Below are 22,921 nucleotides of genomic sequence, written 5' to 3'. Positions count from 1 at the left end.
CTGGGGGTTCCCTGTGAATACCATCGAAAACGTAGCGGTCATTGGACTGGGCTACATCGGCCTGCCCACGGCAGCCATCCTGGCCGGCAACGGCATCGACGTCGTCGGGGTTGATGTGAATGCGAGCACGGTGCGATCGGTGAACCAAGGCGAGGTTCCCTTCGTGGAACCCGATCTGGCCTCATATGTTGCCGGAGCCGTGAGCCAGAACAAACTGAGCGCCACCACGGATACGCCAAAGGCACAGGCATACATCGTGGCTGTTCCCACACCCTTCAACCAGGACCGGACAGCGGACGTCAGCTACATTGAAGCGGCGGCACGTGGAATTGCCCCGCAGCTCGAGGGCGGCGAACTCATCATTCTCGAATCCACGTCGCCTCCCGGCACCACGCAGCACCTGGGCGAATACATCATTGGACTGCGGCCGGACCTGAGCCTCGATGGAGCCGACGGCAAACGGTCCATCCATGTGGCTCACTGCCCCGAGCGGGTTCTCCCCGGACGGATCATGATCGAATTGGTCACGAACGACCGAATCGTCGGGGGTCTGACGCCTCAGGCTGCCGAGCTGGCCAGCGCGCTCTACGCCGTCTTCTGCCAGGGCGAAATCCTCGTCACGGATGCAGCAACGGCCGAGATGGCTAAACTCGTGGAGAATTCATACCGGGATGTGAACATCGCGTTCGCCAATGAGCTTTCGGTCATAAGCGACAAGCTGGGCATCAATGTCTGGGAACTCATCAAACTGGCGAACCACCACCCGCGCGTGAACATCCTGCAGCCAGGGCCCGGAGTCGGAGGTCACTGCATCGCGGTTGATCCATGGTTCATAGTTGCCGCTGCCCCGGACGAGGCCAAGCTGATTCGTCAGGCGCGCGAAACCAACGATTCGAAGCCTGACTGGGTGATCGGGAAAGTGATGGACCTGGTGGGCGACAAAGTCTCTCCCACGATTGCCGTCCTGGGGCTCGCTTTCAAGGCCAACATTGACGACCTTCGGGAATCCCCCGCCGTTGCAATTGTCGAGACTCTAGGCCGGAAACTGGATGCTGCCGAGCTCCTGGTCGTAGAGCCGCACGTTGACATATTGCCGCGTCAGCTCTCCGGCATGGCTAATGTTGTTCTCAGGGCGCTGGATCCCTCGTTGGCGGCCGCCGATGTTGTGCTCCTGCTCGTGGACCACGATGTTTTCAAGGAAATCGACCCAATTGTCTTGGAAGGCAAAGGCCTCGTAGATACCCGGGGAATCTGGCAGTAGAAGAGCAGAATAGGGCAGGCAGAAACCAGCGCCGTGAAGTATTCAGACGAAGTCGCCGGATCGAGCACGGTCCAACTTGCCAAACGCAAGCGCTACCTGGAGGACCTTGATTCCCTTATCCGGAATTATGAAACTCTTCAGGCCCGTGAGGACAGTATCTTCCGCAAGACCCAGGTGTTGGAGAAAGACCTGCGGGCCATGCGGCGGGCACGGGATAATGCCAGGACTGAGCTGACAGCGGCGAACAAGAACCGCAACGAGCTCAAGGCGGCTTTGAAGGCTATCCGTTCGTCAAGAAGTGTCCGGATGGGACGGACCGTGGCCAAGACTGCCCGACTTATCCTGAGTCCTTTCACTGTGCCAGGGCGCCGGCTGAAGGGCAGTCTTGGGCTGCTTCGAACCGGGTTGTCATCCGGCGCTGGATCCGCCCGGTCGGCCGGTCCACAGAAGGCGTCTGCGACGGTGGATGTTTCTGCTCGCCCGGCGGCGGTCGAGAATTCGGCCATCGGTCGGGATCAACTGTTAGCAGAATTCACAGCTGAGCCGTCGAAAGGTGCGGCTATCCGGCTGATTTCGCACGACTACTTCGTCAGGGGTGCCCTTGTGGAACCTGCGGAGTTCATTCAGCGTCATGCCGCGCTGCTGAGTGAAGCGTCCGGGCCGGACCTGGCGTTGCTGCAGAACGTCCTCGGTCAAGAGGAACTGCTGACCAAGGAACAGTTCCTTTCGCCCCGACAGCCAAACGCCGGATATCTGGCGGAGCGCAACCGGATCATGTACTGCGCCCACAGCACCGGCTACTTCAACAGCAATGGTTACTCGACACGCACAGGCGGCATTGTTTCGGGGCTCAAGGCAAACGGTGAGGATGTGCTCGTCGTCGCGCGTCCGGGATACCCCTGGGACGCAAAGGTTGACGTGGAAGTTGCCGCGGAGGGACGGTTTGAGCGCGAGATCAACGGCGTGACCCATATTTACAATCCTGGGCCCAGCTGGACGACTGACAGGCTGGACTACTACCTCGCCGAATCTGTTGATGTCTATGTTCGCGAGGCGCAACGTAACCGCGTGTCCCTGATCCACTCGGCCTCGAACTTCGTGACGGCTTTGCCGGCCCTGATGGCAGCCCGCCGGCTCGGTATTCCGTTTGTCTACGAGGTCCGCGGACTGTGGGAAATCACACAGCTGTCAGCGAACCCCGAATGGGTCGAGACTGATCGCTACAAGCTCGCGGTTCGGCTTGAAACTCTTGTTGCCAAGGAATCGGATGCAGTCTTTGCCATTACGAGTCAGGTTCGCGACGAACTGGTGGAGCGCGGTGTAAGTGCTGCCGCGATATCGCTCATGCCCAACTCCGTGGATACTGACGAATTCACGCCCATGCCTCCTTTCGAGCCGTTGCGACGGAAGCTCGGCTTGATGGACGGAACAGTCGTCCTCGGGTATGCAGGCAGCCTCGTAGCCTACGAAGGCATTGAGGACCTGCTGGTTGCAACGAAAATGGTTCGCGATGGGGGTATAGACGTTCAGTTGGTGGTAGTAGGTGACGGGGCGCAGCTGCCCGAGCTGAAGAAAAAGGCATCGGAGCTGGGAATCCGTGAGCACGTCACCTTCACGGGCCGTGTCCCGGCCGGTGAAGTGCCTAGATACGTCAGCCTGTTCGACATCATGCCTTGTCCCAGACGGCGTCTGCCTGTCACCGAGATGGTGTCGCCGCTTAAACCACTGGAAGCCATGGCCAGCGCCAAGGCAATGATCCTCAGCGATCTGGCTCCTTCCCGCGATCTTGCCGGCCAGCAAGGAGAACGCGCATTGCTCTGCGAACCGGGAAATCCGGCATCGCTGGCGGACGCGATAGCCCATTTGGCGAGCAATGCGCACATTCGTGCCTCAATGGGAATGAAGGCGCGCTTGTGGACCATCAATGAACGCACCTGGAAGACCGCCGTTAGCAGCGCGGCCCTTGTGCACAGCCGCGCCAGACGCCAGGGAGTTTCGCCGACAGGCCGAGCGGTGCGAGAGCTGACCATCGGTGTCATTGCTGACCAGTTCACCCTCGAAGGACTGCAAGGAGAGGCCAGCCTGGTAGAAATCCGTCCGGATACTTGGCGCAAGCAGCTGGATGCGCAGCCGCTGGACGCGCTCTTCGTGGAATCTGCATGGGAAGGCGTGGACGGCCTGTGGAAGCAAAAGGTCGGTTACTACGATGACGAGCGGTTCTCGACGCTGAAGGATGTCCTGGCATATTGCAACACCAAGGGTGTGCCCACCATTTTTTGGAACAAGGAAGACCCGGTTCACTTCAATCGGTTCAGGCGCACATCCATGTACTTCGATCACGTGTTCACGACGGATTCGGACTGCATCCGCCAGTACAAGGCGAACGCTGGTCAGAGGCAACTGACCGTTGCGTCACTTCCGTTCTACGCTCAACCCCGGCTCCACAATATCGCCCCCTCCGCCCGTCTCTACGATCATTCCGTGGCCTACGCCGGCTCATACTATGGCGATAAATTCAAGAGCCGGTCCGGTGAGCTGGCCAACCTGCTCAACGTAGCCAAGAACCATGGTTTGTCCATTTACGACCGGCAGCATCTGAACCCGGAAAGTCCCTATCACTTCCCGGATCACCTCGCTCGTTTCGTGCGGGGAGGCCTTGAGTACGCCGAAATGGTGGAGGCGTATAAATCCCACCCCGTGCACATCAACGTCAACTCCGTCGACGGTTCTCCGACCATGTTTTCACGCCGGGTCATGGAGATCGCTGCATCCGGCGCTGCTGTCATAAGCGGCAAAGGCGTGGGCGTTGAACATGTACTAAATAACCTGGTTCCGGTTGTGGAGGAAGCGGGGGACGCGGAGCTGCTCCTGCAGGAATGGATGACCAATGAGCCAGCGCGAATCCGTGACGCATGGTTAGCGTATAGGCAAGTTCATCGGGGCCATACTGCGGCGCACAGGCTCTGCTACGTTCTCCGTACGGCGGGCCTGCAGGTCACGGCGCCCGACGCGCCGAAGTATGGAGTGTTCATTGACGTGCTCACTGCTGAAGCTGTGTCGATCCTAGAAATTCAGACGGTCAAGCCTGACCGCATCTACTGCCTTGACGTTGGGGTTGACTCAGAACTACCCATCACCCTTGTCTCCGATTTCGCAGAAGCCGCCCAGCGGGCCGCAACCGGCGGTCTCTCATTTATGGGAGATCCCGGCACGGGGCACTTCGACCGTACGGTGTTCGAAGATATGCTGACCGCAACCAGCTTCGGTAGCTGGAATTCCGTTTCCATATCCACGGCGGATATGGAGATTCCTGGACTGGGACTGGCGCAGCTGGGCTCCAGCCATCCCGGGCGCCCACAGCTGCGGACGCTTGATGCAGCCGCTGGGATGGGGGACCTTCGACTGAGGCGGGAACTGGCAGTACCCGCTCCTGACGCCGAGCCATCCGGGAATAGCAGCGAGTCCAAGAATATCTTGGTGGCCGGACATGATCTCAAATTCGCCACTGGAATGATTTCCGAGCTCAATGCCCTCGGACACATCGTCAGTATTGATAAGTGGGAGGACCACAACAAGCACGACGAAGCGGAGAGCCACCGCATGCTTGCGGAGGCCGACGTTATCTTCTGCGAATGGGCGCTCGGTAATGCGGTGTGGTACTCCCGTAATAAGCTGCCGCATCAGCGATTGGTTACGCGCGTGCACCTGCAGGAAATCTTTCGCCCGTACCTGAGGGACGTCTCGTTTGAGCAGGTTGATGAGGTCGTTTTCGTGGGGCAACACATCCTCGACTTAGCAGTCCGTGACCATGGTGTGCCTCGCCAGATCAGCCGAGTTGTTCCGAATGCCGTTGACATTGAGCTGCTGCGTCAAGACAAGGCCGCAGACGCCCGATTCAATCTGGGCTTTGTCGGAATCGTTCCCGCCAGAAAGCGACTGGATAAGGCCCTGGACGTCCTGAGGCTGCTAAGGACCCAGGATGATCGCTACCGGCTCTTCATCAAGGGGAAACGTCCGGAGGACTTCAGCTGGATGGCCAAACGTACTGAGGAAAACGCCTTCTATAGCGAGCAATATAAGAGAATAGAGTCCGACCCGTTGCTTGCAGGCGCCGTCACTTTCGATGCCCAGGGAAATGACATGGCCGAGTGGTACCGCAAGATTGGCATCGTGTTATCTGTAAGCGACTTTGAGTCTTTTCACCTCACCCTGGCAGATGGGGCCGCGTCGGGAGCCGTACCGGCCAGCCTCGCGTGGCCCGGGGCAGACCAGATCTACCCGACCGACTGGCTGCACCCGGATGCCAGCAGCTTGGCGGACTTTCTCCTCGGTTTGTCGGACGAGAACGCATGGTTCCGAGCCGCGGCTGTTGCCCAGGAGTACGTAGCATCACACTTTGATGCTCGAACCGTTATCCCCACGTTGGCCGCGGCGGTCTCGGGGGAAAACATCGCTTGAGAGCCTTCCCAATCCGTTGAACGGCAGCTTTAACAGACTCAGCGCTTTGGTCTCGCGGTGTAGTCGGTGTAACGGCTGATGTCCCTGCTAATGATGCGGGCAGGGACGCCGGCCACCACACAGTTGTCAGGGATCTCGTCCAATACGACGGAGTTGGCGCCTATTACGACGTTGCTGCCAATTTTTCCGCCGAAGCATTTGGCACCGGGTGCTATGAATACGTTGTTGCCGATGACTGGTGTCCCGTTCCCGCGGACGCGGCCCCCGAGCGTTACGTTTTGTGCTATTACGCAGTCGCGGCCGATGATTGAGTCCGGGTGGATGACCGTCCCGATTCCGCCTATGCCGAGCCGCGTTCCTTCACCGATTCTTGCCAGGAACGGAACTCGGCAGTTGAACTTGTTGAAGATGAAATTCTGGATGTAATACGCACCGTCGGTGAAGCCCTCCAGATAGGCTGACCGCGAGATTCGGTACAGATCCATCACACCGAAGCGATGGAGCTCCTTCGAGAGAACATCTACAGCACCGTTCGCAAGTGTGAAGGTATTCAGCTCGGCAATTTGTTCCGAGTAGGCTTCGTGCCCAACAAGAACCACATCGCTTGGCACGTCGCCTATTTCTACAACGGGTCGATCGAAGAATTGCGTGCCTACGTGCTCCCCGGTTGGGTCGACGAAGCAGCGTATTTCATTCTTTACCATGAAAACATGGGAAGCGAATCCGCTGGTTCTGGTAACCCCGACCACAGCTAAATCGGGCCGCGGCTGTCCTCGGGGAACGTCCCTAAGACCGTCGAAGCGGAATCGCTCTGAGAGCCCGGATGTAATCTCGCCCGAAGCGGATTTGGTGTACCACTTCACCCGGTAGGCCCCGGCTTTGTCGAGGGGAAACTTGTAAATGGCCTTGGTGGAGTAAGGCGTACGTACCAGGACGTCGTCGTTCAGATACAAGTAGAACGCATAGGAGCTGGCCTCGAGCTGCATGGCCACCGTCAGTTGGAAAAGGTTTTCAAGTTTAAGTTCTATGATCTGCATGGGTCTCTTTCCACTTAATCGGTGATGCGGCGCGGGGTGCCGAAGTAACTCGCCTCACCGATATGTTCCGGGTGGCTTCCGTCGCATTTGATAATACTGCGCAGAAACCCCCGTGCGTCTCAGCTGTCCGTCACACGCAATCATTTCCACGCTTCCGGACGTGTCAGCGACGACCGGCGGCCGTCTAATTTGACATCCCGTATAAACTAACGTAGGGGGCTAAGGGCGCAGAGCTTTACGGTTCTCTGCACATGTGAATATTCAGTCCGGTCTTGGACGGCAGTCTCACCCAACCATGACTTCTGAACTCGCCCGCCCAACGTGGAGTTGATCCAATGAAACCAACCATGAAGCTGTTCACTGCCCGTGCCGGCCGGAGCGCGCCGAGCCCACGACGGAAAGGCATGCCCCGGTGCGGCGCAGCGGGTCTGGTTTTGGCTTTGGCGACATCAGGCCTGGCGGCAAATCCGGCGGCAGCCGCAACCCTGAGCGAGCAACGAGCGGCATTGCGTCAGGTGTCCTACGCTGCGGCTCAGAACTACGTCAACGCGCGTCCGTTCATCTCTGAACTTGCGCGCACAAACGCGCTCATAGTGAAGGGTGCGATTGCCGCAGGGACGGCCTCGCTTACGGAGGTCGGAAGTGCCTTGACTGTCGCAGCAACGCAAGCGGCCATGGACGCAGTGGCACTGCGTATGGAGGCCGAGTCCGTCAAGGCCGCCACCGTTCGAAAGACTGCCGAGCAATTGACCGTGCTGGAAAATCTCCGGGCGTCGCAACAAAGCGTGGCAACGAAAGCCCTGAGCGACCTGACGGCGGCCCGGATCTCCATGGCCGCTTACTCCAGCACCAAGACGCGAACGAGTGCGTTTACCACCCAGGTGGCGGCGGATACGGTCACACAGCTTGGCGTGATAGGCAAGCCCCTCCCAGCGCCTGATCTGAAATCTTCTGCTTGGCTCTCCGTGTTGCAGAGCGGTTCCGGAACGATTCCGACAGTTGCAGGCTGGGTTGGGTTCCCGGGCGGGTGCGCACTGCCGTCTGCCAGCAGCGCATACACACCCTCGCTTCCCACCGACGGGCCCGGCGTGGCCACCACCAATAAGTTGATCGCCGGCGCTAAGGCCCGTGTAGGCGCCGATCCTGCGCTCGGAGCTGTCCACGAGCAAATGCTCCGGTCGGCTGCGTCAGAAGCGGCTACTGATTTGACCCTGTCACAACTTAGGCTGGCGTATGTTCCCCGCGTTGCCCGGCTGGGTTACGGTTGGCTCTCCGGTTCCGATGCAAAGTCGCGTGATGCACTGGCGTCAGAGGCGCGGGAAATTCTTTCGGCCGGCCCCGAAGGAATGGACACCCTGGATTCCTCCCACCTGCTATTGGCTGCTGCCACAGCCACGGACTGGGCGAAGTCGACGGGCATGGAAGAGACCGTGCTGGTGCGGTGGCTTGGTCCGCAAAGCTGTTTGCAGGCCGACAAGGAGAATTTCGTCGATGCCCCCACCAATATCGCCGCGATTCACAATTCAGCCAACTTCATTGCCGCCGCTGTCTTCCTCAAGAAGTCTCCTGCCCGGGCGGCCGCACTGGCCAAGGAGTCCCTCGAATCAATTCAGCCGGCGCTGCGCTTGATTACCGCCGACGGCGGCACCCAGGAAGGCCCCGGCTACTGGACGTATCAGAGCCGGGCGATCGCCGCACTGTATTCCACCTTGCCCAACGCGTATGCCCCCCCGCCGGTGACGATGCCTTCACTGTCAAAGGTCTCGGTGTATGCGCTCAACAGCACTGGTCCGGATAACCGCCCCACACCCTTCGCTGATGCCCAACCCGCAGAACTCAGTCCGCTGATGCCTGCGTGGGATGCGCATGTTCGCAGCGATTCCGCAGTCATGGCTTGGGTGGCTGAAAGATTCCGCCAAAAGCCAGATGCCTACCTCATGTGGTGGGCTTCGCAAGCCGGCGTGATTCCCGCTAAAAAGTCTTCGCTGTTTCCGCAAACCGGGCTTGCTGCACTGCATCTTCCCGGCAGTACGGCTACGCTCAAGGGCGGTAATAATGCTGCCAATCACGCCCACCTCGACCTGGGGTCCATTTCCTTCTACCGCCGCGGTGTGCAGTGGTCGGTAGACCCGGGGGGAACTACGAGTGCGGCACCGGGCTACTATTCCGATCCGACCCGGTGGACGTATTGGAAGCCCGGAACGTCCGCTCATTCCACGCTGATGGTGGAGAACACGAATCAGCCGACCAATGCCGTTGCACCTGTGACGTCAACCTCTGGATCTGCTGCCTCGGTTGACCTGCGCCTAGCCTTTCCCGGCTCATCATCGGCAAGCCGCTCGATTTCACATGGGACCAGCAGCTTGGTGATCAAAGACATTTTCCGTTCGACGCAGCCGTCGGATCTGGTGTGGCAGTGGGTTACTGATGCGGCCGTGAGCCTGGGGACGGACCGGGCCATATTGCGCCGCAGCGGCCAGACGCTGACCGTACGATTCGCAGGTGCCCCTGCAGGTTCTTCATTAGCTGCAGTGCCTGCTCCTGAAAAGGGTTCGGAGGGACAAGCGCTGACGATCATCAGGTTTTCCATGCCGCAGGTCAAGAGCCTGAACCTCACCACCACGGCATACTGACGTAGCGGGACAACCACAGATTTTCAGAGTCATGGTGCTGCAGGAGCTCCATGATGGTTGGGCGGCTACGCGACGGTGGACCAGTGGGTCGTGAACGGCCGGACTACGCTTGTGTCAGGATTCCTCAGGAAGATGCGGACTCTGTACCTGCCAGGACTTAGCCCCGCCCAGGCAACAGTGGTGCCATCCGAATAGGGTGTCCGTGCAACGAGCCTTGAGCCGCAGTACAGGCGGCACGCCGCCTCCCAGCCGGAGGGCCGATGGATCCGCACGGCGAGCTCTCCGGGTGCGGCCTTCGACGCCTGGAGCGAATAGGGCATTGCCTCTTCGCGGGATCCAAGGATTTCCTGGTGAATATTCGCGCTCAGGAAGCTTTTGTAGACCCCGCCAATTTCGGCATGGGGCAACCCAGGTAGGACTGTCAGCTCCAGAGCCTTGGAGTGCGTTGAGGCATGTGCCTTCAGAGGCAAGACATGGTTTCGATAGTGATGGTCGCTCTCGCCAACCAGGATGGAAAGCCGGGTTGCATCCGACTTGTTTTCGATGGCGGTAAACATGACCTGGTCCAGGCTGGTTACAGCCTCCTCCGAGGCGTCGCCCATGATGAAGCCGAGTATGTTCGGATGCGGCTTTCGGAGGAATGATCCGATCTTCACCTGAGGCGCGCCTGCAAGAATACGTCCGGCTCCTGCTGCAATGCCGTGGAGTATCGCAGCGCTGGCGCCCTTGGATGATCCGGCCATAATGAGGTCCGCGGATGTCAGTCCCAGGCGGGCAAGCTCCCTCGCAATGAGTGCCTGAACAGACTCGAAGATGGAGCGGTCGCCATGGTCAGCCAGATAGTACGAGCCCTGATCCCCAAAATCGTCCAGGATGTAAAGCGCATGCACGCCAGATCCGTCGACGGATTTCTTGTAGTTAAACGTGAAATCTCCTGGCTGATGGATGGCGGAGAAGACGACGGCGAGCTTGCCGGAGCCGGATTCCGTTCGGGCCGGGACGGAAAGATGATTGAGGCCCACTGTGCCCTTGGTCCTTTTCCAGGCCAACGATCCGTCGGTAAGTCCTCGGTCGAGATAGTTGAAATCGGCCAATCGGATGCGGGAATGGATGCTAGCCCCATTGCCCGAGAAGGAGATCTTCACAACAGGGGAGGGCACCACCTGGCCGAAGCTTGGGAACCGCCACCCGAGGTATTTGGGACGCTTTTCTCCCGTGTGCAGGGAGACATGAGTTGGGACGTCCGCGTCGAACTGGAGGTCCATGACCTTGCGGCCATTGTGGAACAACTCAAAACCCTGGCCGTGAACCACTGGCTCAACATCAGGGCCGAGGTTCCATAACAATTCGTAGGAGTGGTCCCCGTTGCTCGTGATGGCATCGACAATGTCGATTTCAGGAATACCAGATGCTTCATGGATATCAACAGTTCGGCAATGGACTGTTTCCTTCAACCGCTCTGTGCGTCCCGTGACGCGGTACCCATCCTCTCGTACGTGGTGCGATTCAAGGGTGGTGAGGTGGCTGAATTTGTCAGTGCGGGGGAGACTGATTCCGTCCACGACGAGGCAGTTGTGGGCATACGACGAGTATGCAAACTTCGTTAGGGGGTCCTTGTAGTCATATCCGTATGCCCCCGCTTCGCAAAGCAAATCCACCCCTGCGCTACGAAGGAAAAAACTCAGGTCATCGGAATGCTTGTGATAATTGGCATTGTATGCCGCTGAAAAGAATGCGAACGTGGCATGAGGATCGCCCCACGAACTCCGGTAAATAGCGTACCCGGAGTCAGGCAGGACCAATGTCTTGCTGCTGGGTCGCGTACCATGCTTGCCGGCGGAAGCCGCATAGACAAATTCGTCGCTGCCGAATATGTTTTGTCGCGCCGCACTAGTCTCAAACTGCTGGGTGGTGTCGCTAATAGGGGGATACATGCCGTTGGGCATGAGGGCGTGCGTTGCGTACTCTGCGGCGTCTTCCAACAACGCACGGTAAAAGTCCGCGTGCTCGTGGCTTATCTGGGACAGGATCTCCAAAACCGCATGCACATGCCTTGCGACCATAAGGTGATAAGTCGGGGTGTTTTCGACGTGGACACCATCGGGTGTGAAGGACGAGGAGAAGTAGGAATGCAGCCGTCGTGTCGACGTTTCGAAGAAACTCTGACGATCTTCATTCGGGATGGATTCACACAGCACGCTGAAGTAAAGGAGCGCCAGGTCTTGGAACATGCCGTGGTTATTTCCGGTCGAGTGAAACTTTTCCGAGTCCAGCAGTCGCGCTGTGTCGAGAGCGAGCTCGACCAGCCACCTGTAATCCTCTTCCGAAACCAGGACGTCAAGCTCAAGGAGAAGCGCCGTCAGCTGGATGAGGCGCTGCGCTGTAGTTTCGTCGTGGTGCGAGGCGGCAGGGAGCTGTTTCCCGTCAGCATAGGTAGCGGCCCACGTGCGTATGATACTGACAGCCGAATCTGCATATGAGGTTGCGACTTGTGCATCGCTCCATATAGTCCCATGCCAGTCAGAAAAGAAAATGAAGCCGTGAACGAACCGCGCACGTGCGCGTTGAGTCGAGTCGGCCCAAATATTTCCGCCGTCATACGGTAGGGGGCCAAACCTCGGACTGACAATAAGCCCTTCCTTCAGGAACTGCTCTGCACGGGACCGAGAAGCCTTCTTGTTGGAATTGGGTAGCTGCCGTGCTACTGCTTCTTTCATCAACTCAAAATTGATCGGCTGAACCACTGATTCTCCGGCCCTTAGTGCAGCTCAACTGAGCTAATTTCCGCCCCAATATTACCGCGCCCCGATCTAGTCACTGACCGAATTCCGCGAGCCTGGGGCCCAGGTTGAGCATGTGGGCGATGGCGGCGACCGTGCGCGCGGATGCTTCGCCGTCGCCGTAGGGGTTGACAGCGTTGGCCATGGAGTCGAAGTGGTCCTGATCGTGCAGGAGGCGATCAACTTCCTTGACGATTCGCTCTTCATCAGTGCCGATCAGCGTGACGGTTCCAGCGTGCAGGGCTTCCGGCCGTTCGGTGTTGTCGCGCATGACCAGCACGGGCTTGCCCAGGCTTGGCGCTTCTTCCTGAACGCCTCCGGAATCGGTCAGCACAATGTGGGCCAGCGAAAGCATGCGGGTGAATTCACCGTAGGGCAGCGGCTCGGTGACAACCACATTGGGCTTGCCTTCAAGAGCAGGCAGTACGGCTTCGCGTACCACGGGATTCTTGTGGGCAGGCAGGACGATGACCAGATCCGGTTCGGCATCGGCGATTCGTGCCAGCGCCCGGCCCACACCACGCATGGCGTCGCCTTGGTTCTCGCGCCGATGCGTAGTTACGAGCAGTACCTTGCGGCCGCTGGCGGCGAGCTCCTCAAGTTGCGGGTCTGAGAACGGGATTTGCTTGTCCACCGTGGTCAGGAGCGCGTCGATGACGCTGTTCCCGGTGATGACGATGTCTTCGGCGTTGACGCCTTCGGCGAGGAGGTTGGCCTTGCTGGTACTTGTCGGTGCCAGGTGCAGGCTTGCGATCTGGCTGGTGATCTTGCGGTTGGCCTCTTCTGGGAACGGGGAGAATAGGTTGCCGCTCCGGAGCCCGGCCTCAACGTGTACCACCGGAATCCCATGGTAGAAAGCGGCGATGGCACCGGCTGTGGACGTCGTGGTGTCGCCTTGGACAACGACGGCGTCCGGCTTGCTTTCCGAGAAGAGTTTGTCCAGTCCGTCGATCGTGCGGGTCATGATCGCGGACAGGGACTGGCGCTGTTGCAGGATATTGAGATCATGGTCCGGCACAATACCGAATAGTTCGTTCACCTGGTCCAGCATTTCCCGGTGCTGGCCTGTGACGGTCACGACGCACTCGAAAAGTTCGGACCGCTGAAGGGCGGCGACAATGGGGGCCATTTTGATGGCCTCCGGACGCGTGCCAAAGATCGGCATGATGCTGGGCACAGTGTTCCCCCGGAAGTTTGTGAAAGGTTTCGAACAATGCTAAGTCACGCCGCGGCTGATCAGGGAATCGTGCGATCGTAAATCGGACTACTTGACAAAGATCAGGACCAGCACCATGGCCGGTATGCTGAGCGACGCCAGGATCAGGAATCCTAGAGCCACAGCCCTCTTCCTGCGCCTGACGAGTTCACTGTGGGGGCGAACTGCTGCCTGGGGTTGCGGCTCCCGTTCCACACGGGACGTTGCTGCCGGAATGGCAGGGCGAACGCCGGAAACAAACAGGGTGTCAGGAATCTCATCCCGGAACGGTCTCTTGTGAAGATGCCTGGGTGCTGCGACCAGCGGAGGCGAGGGTGCAGCTTCATCCATTGGCTCCGCTCCTCCCAGTGATGTCCACTTGCCGTGGGGCCGCGTGTGCGGATCCGCCTTAATTCTTACATCACGCAAGGCAAGTTCAGCATTCGGGCCGGAATGAAACGTCCACCAGACCGCCGGTCTCAATCACAAAACGCCGCAGCCACTGTCCCGGGTCCAGATCCGGGTGGGAGGCAACCATCTGGACTTCCGCCGTCGTGCATTGCTCCATCAGGCGCTCCGCCCGGGTGACGTGATAAGTGGAGGTAACCACCGTGACGGACTTCCAGCCGTTGTCAGCCACAAGTTTGCCGACGGCCCGCGCTTCACCTCTCGTGTCGAAATCATCCGGCCGGAAGCACATCAGGGATGCGTTGGGAAATGTTGTGGAACTGCAGACCGTATCCGCCTCCGCGTTTCCCGGGGTATCCGTGTGGGACAGCACCAGGACCGGGATGTTCAATTCACGCTGCACTTCCTGCGCAACCGGCAGACGTTCCGAACCTGCACCCCCCAGCATGATCACCGCGTCAGTCCGGTGCAAGGACAGCGGATCCACATTGACGAACAGCTGGAACGAAAAAATCAACCATAGGAGGACTACTGTGAATACGGCGATGAACCAATTGCGGGCCGCCGGCAGCGTTCTTCTGGCACGTGGGTTCACGTTGCCAAGTCTGCCATGGCCTGCGCAGCGGGGTTCGCCGCGCCTTTCGATGTCGGACCGTAGCGGTAGCGTAGTGCCGTGCCTGAAACACCGTTGACTGTTGCCGATCTTTCCGAATCCGGACTCCTTGCCCGGATCTTTCCGCGTCTGGAACTGGGCGCCCAACACAATGCCGGGACATTGCTCGGGCCCGGGGACGACGCTGCCATAGTTGCCGTGCCGGACGGCCGGGTGGTGGTCAGCATCGACACCCAGGTGCAGGACCAGGACTTCCGGCTCCAGTGGAACAACGGCTACCGCACCACCGGCTATGACGTCGGCTGGAAAGCCGCCGCGCAGAACCTCAGCGACATCAACGCCATGGGCGCCACAGCCACGTCGCTGGTGATCAGCCTCACCATGCCGCCGGAAACCCCGGTCAGCTGGGTGGAGGATTTCGCGGACGGCCTCACCGCAGGGATCCGGGAGCTGGGGGCAGCTGGCTGTTCAGTGGCCGGCGGGGACCTGGGCCGGGGCCGCGAGCTTGCCGTCACCGCTGCTGTGCTCGGCACGCTCAACGGCGGACACGCCGTGCTGAGGTCCGGGGCCGGGCCGGGGGACACCGTTGCCCTCGCCGGGACGGTGGGCCGTGCCGCTGCCGGGCTGGCGCTCCTGGAGTCGGAGAACGCACTGGATTCACTCACCCCGGCCGAGCGCGCCCTGATGGACAGCCAGTGTAGGCCGGTGCCGCCCCTTGCCGCCGGCCCGCTGGCACAGGCCTCCGGAGCAACAGCCATGATGGATATTTCGGACGGGCTGGTCCGCGACGGCGCCCGGCTGGCCGCAGCCAGCAGCGTTGTCCTGAATCTGGACTGGCAGGAACTGAAGCGGCTCGCGGTACCGCTGCTTCCGGCGTCGGAACTTCTCGGCGCGGATCCGTTGGCCTGGGTCCTTGGCGGCGGGGAGGACCATGGCCTTTTGGCCACATTCCCCGCAGGCATTCAGCTGCCTCACGGATTCACTGGGATAGGCTCAGTGGAAGCCCTTGCAGTAAACGAAAGCACTGGCGTCAAGATTGCGGGCCGGCCCGCTGACACTGTGGGATGGGATCACTTTGCAGACTAAGGTTGCCGCCAACGCACAAGCGATGAAGCGGTGGTTGGGCAAGGCGGAAACAGCCCTTGGAAACCACAGCGACCGCCTCAATGCGATCAACATTTTCCCCGTGGCCGACGGCGACACCGGCACCAACCTCTACCTCACCGTCCGTTCGGCAGTGGTTGCCCTGCGCGACGTGGAGTCCACCGAGCACGACGTCGGTGCAGTGCTGGCGAAGGCCGGCCAGGCCGCGATGGAGCAGGCCCGCGGCAATTCCGGCACGTTGTTCTCCGTTTTCCTCTGTGCCGCCGCCGAGCCTCTCGCGGGGCACACCAGGCTGAGCTCGCCGCTGCTGGCCGCGGCCCTGAACCGTGCGCAGATCCGAGCCTGGTCCGCCCTGAGCGACCCCGTTCCCGGAACCATGCTCTCAGTGATGGAGGCGGCATCGCGTGCTGTTGCCGCCGTTGATGCCGGCCAGAACGGTGATGACAGCAACCACGCGCTGGGCCTCGCCCTGGACGCCGCCGTTGAGGGCGCGCTTGCGGCCGTCATCCGCACGGAGGCCCAGCTGGACGCACTGCAGGCCGCCCATGTGGTGGACGCCGGCGGCGTGGGCATGCTGCTGATCCTTGACTGCCTCCGGTCGGCCGTCCTGGGCGAGGAACTGCAAAGCGAGCTTCTGGACGGCCTTCACGGCTATGACCTGCAGGATCCGCACATCCACACCGCCATGCCCGACGACGACGGAGTTGAGGTCATGTGCACCATCAGCCTTTCGCCGCTGGACGCCGCCACCCTGCGGCAGCGGCTGGACGAAATAGGCGAATCCGTGATTATGAGCCAGCTGGGCGGCGCAGCCGACGCCGGGGGCAGCTACCGCTGGCGTGTCCACGTCCACGTTCTCCACTCGGAACCGGCAGTGGCACTCATCCGTTCCCTCGGGGAGCCCACCGACATCACCGTCAGCGAACTCGCCCTGCCCCGCGACCCCAATTCACCGGGAACCCAACTGGCATGAGCACTGAGCTTGACCTTGGCCTTGAACGCCGGATCGGGAAGCGCTCCGCGGCTGTCATCGAGAAACACCTCGGCATCACCACCGTGGGCGGTCTGCTCAACTATTTCCCGCGCCGCTACCTGAGCCGCGGCGAACTGACGCCCATCAGCGAGGTCCCGCTGGACGAGGAAGTCACGCTGATCGCCCGCGTGGTGTCGAACAGCACCCGGCCAATGCGTGCCCGCCGCGGTTCGCTTACCGACGTCGTGATTTCAGATGACGCCGGCGCCGGCGCCGCGCGGCTCCCCGGTGCAGCCATGCCCGGCACCCTCAAGGTCAGTTTCTTCAACGGCTACCGTGCCAAGGCTGAACTCCAGCCGGGCCGCCGTGCCATGTTCTCCGGCAAAGTGACCCGTTTCGGCGGCTCGCTGGGCCTGACCAACCCGGACTTTCTGCTGCTGGACGAGGATCCGGATGTTCCGGGGGTGGATCCGGAAAAGCTCGCGGCCATGCCCATTCCCGTTTATCCGGCCACTGCGAAGCTCACCAGCTGGTCCATCCAGAAGGTCATTTCCACCCTGCTGGACACCGTTGACCTGGACATTCTGGCGGATCCGCTGCCCGCTGGAATTTCGGCGCGTGAGAACTTCCTGCCGCCGGCCGAGGCCTACCGGCTGATCCACGTACCGCAGGCGCCCGCAGACTGGCAGCGCGCCCGGGACCGCTTCAGATACCAGGAGGCGCTGGTGCTGCAGTCCGCCCTGGCACGGCGCCGCGCCCAGCTGGCCGCAGAGGAAGCCACTGCCCGGCGTCCGGTGGCAGACGGTCTCCTGACGGCCTTCGACCGCCAGCTGCCGTTCACCCTCACGGCCGGCCAGTCCGCTGTCGGCAAGACACTCTCGGAGGAGCTGTCCCACCACGGTCCCATGAACCGGCTGCTCCAGGGCGAGGTTGGTTCCGGCAAGACCATCGTGGCGCTGCGGGCCATGCTGCAGGTGGTTGACGCCGGGGGGCAAGCAGCGCTCCTTGCCCCCACGGAGGTCCTTGCCGCCCAGCACTTCGACTCCATCCGGCGCACCCTGGGCCCGCTGTCCAAGGTCGGGCTGCTCGGCGGCTTCGGTGACAGCGCCGTTCAGGTCACGCTTCTCACCGGCTCCATGCCGACGGCCGCACGCAAACAGGCCATGCTGGACGCCGCATCGGGCACGGCAGGCATTGTGATCGGCACCCACGCCCTCCTGAGCGACAACGTTTCCTTCTACGATCTGGGCCTGATCGTGGTGGATGAACAGCACCGCTTCGGTGTAGAGCAGCGCGACGTCCTCCGCGCCAAAGCCAGCAGGCCGCCCCACCTTCTGGTCATGACCGCCACACCCATCCCCAGGACCGTGGCCATGACCGTCTTCGGCGACCTCGAAACCTCCATCCTGGACGAGCTGCCCGCCGGACGCGCGCCGATCACCACCCACGTGGTGGGCCTCGTTGAGAATCCCGGCTGGGCGGCCCGGATCTGGTCCCGCTCCAGGGAAGAGATCGACGCCGGCCACCAGGTCTATGTGGTGTGTCCCAAGATCGGAACGGACGACGACGGCGACTTCAGCCCCGGTGAAGCGGAACCCACCGCTGCGGATCTGGAGGGGGACGGCGCCTCGCGTGAACTGGCCTCGGTGACGGCCGTCGTCGAACAGCTCCTGCAGGAGCCCGCCCTGGCGGGTGTCCCGGTGGCGCCCCTGCACGGGCGGCAGGACCCCGCGCTCAAGTCGCAGACCATGGCATCCTTCACCGCCAACCAGACCAAGCTGCTGGTCTCCACCACGGTGATCGAGGTGGGCGTGGACGTGCACAATGCCACCCTGATGGTCATTCTGGACGCGGACCGGTTCGGCATTTCCCAGCTCCACCAGCTCCGGGGCCGCGTGGGCCGTGGCGGACTGCCCGGGACCTGCCTGCTGGTGACCACGCTGGAACCCGGCCACCCCAGCCGGCGCCGGCTCGAGGCCGTCGCCGCCACCACTGACGGATTTGAACTCTCGCAGGAAGACCTCAAGCTCCGGCGCGAAGGTGACATCCTGGGTGCCTCGCAGTCCGGCGGACGCTCCACGCTGAGGCTCCTGCGGGTGCTCGAGCACGAGGACATTATTGCCCGCGCCCGGAAGGATGCCCAGCAGATTGTGGGCAATGACCCCACTTTGGCCGGCCATCCCGCCCTGGCGGAGGCAATCGATGAATACCTGAACCCTGAGAAGGAGGCGTTCCTTGAACGCGGTTAGTGCAGCGTGGACCATGGAGTTTGTGGCAGGGGAGCCCCCCGTATGAGCCGCATCATTGCGGGAGTCGCCGGCAGCACCCCGCTGGTGAGTGTGCCCGGCTCCCTGACCCGGCCCACCACGGACCGCGTCAAGGAGGCCCTGTTCTCCCGGCTTGAAGCCTTCGATGCTATTGCCGGCGCCCGCGTGCTGGATCTCTACTCCGGCTCAGGATCACTCGGCGTCGAAAGCGCCAGCCGTGCCGCGGAATCCGTGGACCTCGTGGAGTTTGATGCCAAGGCCAGCGCCGTATGCCAGCGCAACGCGGACCTGGTGAACGGGGTGCTCGGCCGCAAGGCAGTGACGGTCCACCGCTCCAAGGTGGAGTCATTCCTGGAGCGGACCGCGGACGGCGTTCTGTGGGGCCTTGTGTTCCTGGACCCGCCCTACCCGCTGGACGAACCGGCTCTGTCCGCTGTGCTGGAAAAGCTGGCAGGGCATCTGGCCCCGGCCGCCGTTGTGGTGGTGGAACGGTCGGCGCGCACACCGGAGCCCGCCTGGCCAGCGGGCCTGGAACGCTTCGCTGAGAAGAAGTACGGCGAGACCAGGCTGTGGTTCGCGGAGCCGGCGGGCCCTGGGCTGGGAAGCAGCGGGCTGGGTGCCACCGAGCCCGCGGCGGCCGAATCCGCAGCTGAATCCCCGGCCGGCTGAAGTCAGCCGGAGAGCGCGTCCAGATCCACGCCGGCCAGCACCGTGGCCGGGTGGGGGCCGCGCGCGGTCAGCGCTTCGGTCCACGCGGCCGGCCAGGGCCACTGCGTGCCGGTCAGAATGATGTTGCCCGGGTAGCGGCCGGCGAACATCCCCGTTTCGGCGAACGCTGAAACGTCGGTCAGTACGCGGCGCATGGCGGCCAGCTGGCTGCGGACCAAAGTGAGGCCGGGCTCATCGCCCACATTGACCACCAGGACTCCATCGGCGCTCAGCCTGGCGGCAGCCTCCTGATAGAACTGCGTGCAGGCAATGTGCGGGGGCGCCTCGGGTCCGGAAAAGATGTCCAGGATCACGACGTCGAACCGCAGCCCGGCGGGCAGCTCCGCCAACGCGTCCCTGGCGTCACCGATCACGGTGTGCAGCTCCGTGCCGTCGGGCAGGGGCAGCTGCTGGAGCACAAAGTCCAGCAGCTCGCGTTCCAGCTCCACGGCATACTGCACAGACCCCGGGCGGGTGGCCTGGATGTACCGGGCTAGCGTCAGAGCGCCGGCACCCAGATGCAGGGCACTGATCGGCTCACCGGCAGGAGCGGCCAGATCCACCACATGGCCGATCCGGCGGAGATACTCGTAGAAAATCTCGCCGGGGTCGGCCAGATTCACGTGCGACTGTTCCGCCCCGCCGATGCTCAGCACATAGGCGCCGTCGGTGAACGCATCCGGTTCAACGGTGGCGTGCTGGCCGGTGGTCCGCAGGAACCGTGACGCCGCGGCCCCTTTGCCGGCCGCCATCAGAGCCTGTCGCGGAGGGTAGCAAGTCTGGCGGCGGCCTCTTCCAGGACCCCGGTCTTCTTGCAGAAGGCAAAGCGCAGCAGGCTGCGGGTGCGTTCGGCGCCTTCGGGGTGGCAGAAAACCGGCACCGGAATGGCTGCGACGCCCACCAGCGCCGGCAGCCTGCGAGCGAGGTCCACCGAGTCACTGATCCCCAGCGGCGAGGTGTCCACGTTGACAAAATACGTGCCCTCGGGAGTGAAAACATCAAGACCTGCTGCCCTGAGGCCCTCGCTGAGGATGTCCCGCTTCGTCCGCAGGGTGGCGGAAATGCCGGTGTAGAAGCCATCCGGGAGCGCCAGGCCGGCCGCAATCGCGCTCTGGAACGGTGTGCCCGAGCTGTAAGTCAGGAACTGCTTGACCGTGCGGATTGCCGCCACGAGCTCCTCCGGTCCGCTCAGCCAGCCGATCTTCCAGCCGGTGAAGGAAAACGTCTTGCCGGCCGAGGAAATAGTGATGGTCCGCTCAGCCGCGCCCGGCAGCGTGGCCACCGGAATGTGGCTGGCACCAAACGTGAGGTGCTCGTAAACCTCATCGGTGATGATCAGGGCATCGTATTTCCGGGCCAGTTCCACGACGCGCTGCAGCACTTCGCGTGGGAACACGGCACCGGTGGGGTTGTGCGGATTGTTCAGCAGCACCGCCTTGGTGTTGCTGCTGAATGCCGACTCCAGCGCTGCCAGGTCGGGAAGGAAATCCGGTGCCAGCAGCGGGGCGGTGGTGTGAGTGGCGCCGGACAGCCCGATGATGGCGCCGTAGGAATCGTAGAAGGGCTCGAATGTCAGCACCTCGTCGCCTGGCCCCACGAAGGCCAGGAGTGCCGCCGCAATGCCCTCGGTGGCGCCGGTGGTGACGATGATCTCCGTCTGCGGATCCGGCGTCAGGCCGTAGAACCGCTCCTGATGGGCCGAGATGGCTTCACGCAGTTCCAGGATGCCTTTGCCTGGAGCGTACTGGTTGGCGCCCGAGGCGATGGCGGCCTGCGCTGCAGCTTTGATTTCGGCCGGGCCGTCCTCGTCTGGGAAGCCCTGGCCGAGGTTGATGGCGCCCGTCTGGAGAGCCAGTGTGGTCATTTCTTCAAAGATGGTGACGCCCAGGACGCCGTCGGGGGCAAGGAGGTTGGCCCCTCTGGCCGCCCGCCGCCATGGTGCGGCAACTGCGGCCGTCACTTCTGTCCCGCCTTGGCGTTGAGCCCGGGCTTTTCGGTCCGTCCGGTGAATTTGTCCATACTCGAGTAAATCCTGAAGATCCGGCCGCCCACAACATCCCAGGCCCTGACAGGGAGGATGCCGCGCAGGGACTTGCCCAGATTGGCGGTCCACGGCGCAATCAGCAGCGGATCACCCGCAACGGTTGCCCGCCATGCCCGCCCGACGGCGTCGTCCGGCGTCATCAGCGGTGTCATCAGCGGCCCGCGGGCGCCGGCGAACATCCCGGTGGAGATGTAGCCGGGGCAGAACGTGGTGACCCGGAGGTGGGTGTGGCCCTGCTGCTCGAGTTCGAGCCGCAGGGAGTCGCTCCAGCCGATGACGGCCCACTTGGACGCCGCATAAACGCTCATCCGGGGGTTGGCCACCGTACCCGCCGCAGAGGCGACGTTGAGAATCCTCCGGGGCCTGCCGGCGTCGGCCATCATGCCCGGCAGGAAAGCCAGAGAAACGTACATGGGCGCCAGCGCGTTGACGTCCATGGTCAGCGCGATGTCCTGCTGCGGATCGTGGTCCCAGAAGAAAGCACCGCGGACGATTCCGGCATTGTTGATCAGGAGCGTCAGCGGGCCCTCCGCACGGCAGTCCTCGGCGGCTGAAGCAATGGCCGCGCGGTCCGCGAGGTTGACCTGCCGGACCACAGCCCTGGCACCAAAGGCACTGACTTCCGCCGCAACACTTTCCAGGCCATCCTGGTCCACGTCCCAGAGAATCACGGTTGCGGCGCCTTCGCGCGCGGCCCGGAGTGCGTAGAGCCGGCCCATTCCCATGGCGGCTCCGGTGACCAGCACAGCGCCGCCCGTGACTGTAAAAGGTTCCGTCTGAGGATTCATCCAGTCATGGTATCCCGGCCCGAAGATGGGGTAAGTTCGGAGAATGAGACGCGCAGTTTGTCCAGGCTCCTACGACCCCATCCACAACGGGCATCTGGAGGTCATCGCCCGGGCCGCGAGCCTTTTTGACGAGGTGATTGTGGCGGTGTCCACCAACTACTCGAAAAATTACCGGTTCGGCCTCGAGGAGCGGATCGAGATGGCGCGGGAAACCCTGGCATCCCTGCGCGGCATTGTGGTTGAACCGGTGGGGGAGGGACTCCTGGCGGAATACTGCCGGCAGCGCGGAGTTTCGGCGATCGTCAAGGGACTCCGGTCATCATCCGATTTTGACTACGAACTGCCGATGGCCACCATGAACCGGCAGCTCAGCGGAGTGGAGACTGTCTTCCTCCCGGCTGAAGCGCACTACCTGCATCTGTCTTCCACTCTCATCAAGGAAGTCTCGGCACTGGGCGGCAGCGTGTCGGAATACGTGCCCAGATCCGTGCTGAAACGCCTGCTGGCTGGCGCGTCCCCTGCGGATCAGGCGCCAAGAGGGTAAGCTAGACCGGTACTCGACGGCCTCCTGCCGCTTGTGCGGCCCATTCCCCAGGCTGGCCTGCAGTTTCGAACTGCGTGCCCGCCGCCCGGTTTGAGTCCGCCCGGGACT

Annotated in this window: 16 protein-coding genes; 8 read left to right on the top strand and 8 right to left on the bottom strand. The window is 62.1% G+C overall.

Annotated elements, in window-relative coordinates; genetic code table 11:
* Positions 1-13: 13 nt before the first annotated feature.
* On the top strand, positions 14-1,261 hold the full coding sequence (gene wecC / locus V3C33_10620; protein ID XAS65972.1) for a UDP-N-acetyl-D-mannosamine dehydrogenase: 1,248 nt from the start codon (positions 14-16) through the stop codon (positions 1,259-1,261).
* Positions 1,262-1,438: 177 nt separating this feature from the next.
* Positions 1,439-5,719 carry a glycosyltransferase gene (locus V3C33_10615; GenBank protein XAS65971.1) on the top strand — a complete coding sequence of 1,427 codons (4,281 nt, stop codon included), beginning with the start codon at positions 1,439-1,441 and terminating at the stop codon, positions 5,717-5,719.
* Positions 5,720-5,757: 38 nt separating this feature from the next.
* Here V3C33_10615 and V3C33_10610 read toward each other — a convergent pair whose 3' ends face one another.
* Positions 5,758-6,756: a hypothetical protein gene (locus V3C33_10610; protein XAS65970.1), complete on the bottom strand. Its 999-nt coding sequence runs from the start codon at positions 6,754-6,756 to the stop codon at positions 5,758-5,760.
* Between the two features lie 1,418 nt (positions 6,757-8,174).
* On the opposite strand from V3C33_10610, the gene V3C33_10605 reads away from it, so the two are divergent.
* Positions 8,175-9,389, top strand: coding sequence for a heparinase II/III family protein (locus V3C33_10605; protein ID XAS65969.1), 1,215 nt, complete (start codon positions 8,175-8,177; stop codon positions 9,387-9,389).
* 65 nt (positions 9,390-9,454) lie between these two features.
* On the opposite strand, the gene V3C33_10600 is transcribed toward V3C33_10605, so the two are convergent.
* The 4 genes from V3C33_10600 to V3C33_10585 all read right to left on the bottom strand — a co-directional run bounded on the left by V3C33_10600 (position 9,455) and on the right by V3C33_10585 (position 14,367).
* Positions 9,455-12,106, bottom strand: coding sequence for a heparinase II/III family protein (locus V3C33_10600; GenBank protein ID XAS65968.1), 2,652 nt, complete (start codon positions 12,104-12,106; stop codon positions 9,455-9,457).
* Between the two features lie 97 nt (positions 12,107-12,203).
* Positions 12,204-13,346, bottom strand: a complete 1,143-nt coding sequence (wecB, locus tag V3C33_10595) for a UDP-N-acetylglucosamine 2-epimerase (non-hydrolyzing) (protein XAS65967.1) — start codon at positions 13,344-13,346, stop codon at positions 12,204-12,206.
* 87 nt (positions 13,347-13,433) lie between these two features.
* A complete protein-coding gene (locus tag V3C33_10590; GenBank protein ID XAS65966.1) occupies positions 13,434-13,715 on the bottom strand; it encodes a hypothetical protein in 282 nt (93 codons plus the stop codon).
* A gap of 85 nt (positions 13,716-13,800) precedes the next feature.
* On the bottom strand, positions 13,801-14,367 hold the full coding sequence (locus V3C33_10585) for a YdcF family protein (protein ID XAS65965.1): 567 nt from the start codon (positions 14,365-14,367) through the stop codon (positions 13,801-13,803).
* 78 nt (positions 14,368-14,445) lie between these two features.
* Between V3C33_10585 and thiL the strand changes: the two genes are divergently transcribed.
* The 4 genes from thiL to rsmD are packed head-to-tail and all read left to right on the top strand — an operon-like array spanning position 14,446 to position 19,398.
* The gene (gene thiL, locus V3C33_10580) at positions 14,446-15,471 is read left to right on the top strand and encodes a thiamine-phosphate kinase (GenBank protein XAS65964.1); all 1,026 of its coding nucleotides are present in this window, start codon (positions 14,446-14,448) and stop codon (positions 15,469-15,471) included.
* 22 nt (positions 15,472-15,493) lie between these two features.
* Positions 15,494-16,462: a DAK2 domain-containing protein gene (locus V3C33_10575; protein ID XAS65963.1), complete on the top strand. Its 969-nt coding sequence runs from the start codon at positions 15,494-15,496 to the stop codon at positions 16,460-16,462.
* Positions 16,459-18,711, top strand: a complete 2,253-nt coding sequence (locus V3C33_10570) for an ATP-dependent DNA helicase RecG (protein ID XAS65962.1) — start codon at positions 16,459-16,461, stop codon at positions 18,709-18,711. Before V3C33_10575 ends, V3C33_10570 begins: the two co-directional genes overlap by 4 nt.
* A 42-nt stretch (positions 18,712-18,753) precedes the next feature.
* Positions 18,754-19,398: a 16S rRNA (guanine(966)-N(2))-methyltransferase RsmD gene (gene rsmD, locus V3C33_10565; GenBank protein XAS65961.1), complete on the top strand. Its 645-nt coding sequence runs from the start codon at positions 18,754-18,756 to the stop codon at positions 19,396-19,398.
* A gap of 2 nt (positions 19,399-19,400) precedes the next feature.
* On the opposite strand, the gene V3C33_10560 is transcribed toward rsmD, so the two are convergent.
* From V3C33_10560 to V3C33_10550, 3 genes are read right to left on the bottom strand one after another with little or no spacing between them, the layout of a single operon-like run.
* The gene (locus tag V3C33_10560; protein ID XAS65960.1) at positions 19,401-20,189 is read right to left on the bottom strand and encodes a fused MFS/spermidine synthase; all 789 of its coding nucleotides are present in this window, start codon (positions 20,187-20,189) and stop codon (positions 19,401-19,403) included.
* Complete coding sequence (locus tag V3C33_10555) at positions 20,189-21,397, bottom strand: aminotransferase class I/II-fold pyridoxal phosphate-dependent enzyme (protein XAS65959.1); 1,209 nt, start codon at positions 21,395-21,397, stop codon at positions 20,189-20,191. The genes V3C33_10560 and V3C33_10555 overlap by 1 nt, the downstream gene beginning before the upstream one ends.
* Positions 21,394-22,269 (bottom strand): SDR family NAD(P)-dependent oxidoreductase, encoded by an 876-nt coding sequence (locus V3C33_10550; protein ID XAS65958.1) that lies wholly within the window; start codon positions 22,267-22,269, stop codon positions 21,394-21,396. Before V3C33_10550 ends, V3C33_10555 begins: the two co-directional genes overlap by 4 nt.
* Positions 22,270-22,312: 43 nt before the next feature.
* Here V3C33_10550 and coaD point away from each other — a divergent pair, with 43 nt between their 5' ends.
* Positions 22,313-22,813 carry a pantetheine-phosphate adenylyltransferase gene (coaD, locus tag V3C33_10545; protein ID XAS65957.1) on the top strand — a complete coding sequence of 167 codons (501 nt, stop codon included), beginning with the start codon at positions 22,313-22,315 and terminating at the stop codon, positions 22,811-22,813.
* The last annotated feature ends 108 nt before the right edge of the window (positions 22,814-22,921 follow it).

This window comes from Micrococcaceae bacterium Sec5.7, assembly GCA_039636785.1.
Lineage (GTDB): Bacteria > Actinomycetota > Actinomycetes > Actinomycetales > Micrococcaceae > Arthrobacter.
The sequence above is the reverse complement of the archived record's forward strand: the minus strand, read 5'-3'. Positions and strand labels throughout refer to the sequence as shown.

Excerpts from the sequence above, each read along its gene's own strand:
- V3C33_10575 (XAS65963.1), top strand. The coding sequence starts at position 15,494 with ATGAAGCGGTGGTTGGGCAAGGCGGAAACAGCCCTTGGAAACCACAGC.
- V3C33_10600 (XAS65968.1), bottom strand. The coding sequence starts at position 12,106 with ATGAAAGAAGCAGTAGCACGGCAGCTACCCAATTCCAACAAGAAGGCT.
- V3C33_10570 (XAS65962.1), top strand. The coding sequence starts at position 16,459 with ATGAGCACTGAGCTTGACCTTGGCCTTGAACGCCGGATCGGGAAGCGC.
- V3C33_10560 (XAS65960.1), bottom strand. The coding sequence starts at position 20,189 with ATGGCGGCCGGCAAAGGGGCCGCGGCGTCACGGTTCCTGCGGACCACC.
- V3C33_10605 (XAS65969.1), top strand. The coding sequence starts at position 8,175 with ATGGAAGAGACCGTGCTGGTGCGGTGGCTTGGTCCGCAAAGCTGTTTG.
- coaD (XAS65957.1), top strand. The coding sequence starts at position 22,313 with ATGAGACGCGCAGTTTGTCCAGGCTCCTACGACCCCATCCACAACGGG.
- V3C33_10590 (XAS65966.1), bottom strand. The coding sequence starts at position 13,715 with ATGGATGAAGCTGCACCCTCGCCTCCGCTGGTCGCAGCACCCAGGCAT.
- rsmD (XAS65961.1), top strand. The coding sequence starts at position 18,754 with ATGAGCCGCATCATTGCGGGAGTCGCCGGCAGCACCCCGCTGGTGAGT.
- V3C33_10610 (XAS65970.1), bottom strand. The coding sequence starts at position 6,756 with ATGCAGATCATAGAACTTAAACTTGAAAACCTTTTCCAACTGACGGTG.
- V3C33_10550 (XAS65958.1), bottom strand. The coding sequence starts at position 22,269 with ATGAATCCTCAGACGGAACCTTTTACAGTCACGGGCGGCGCTGTGCTG.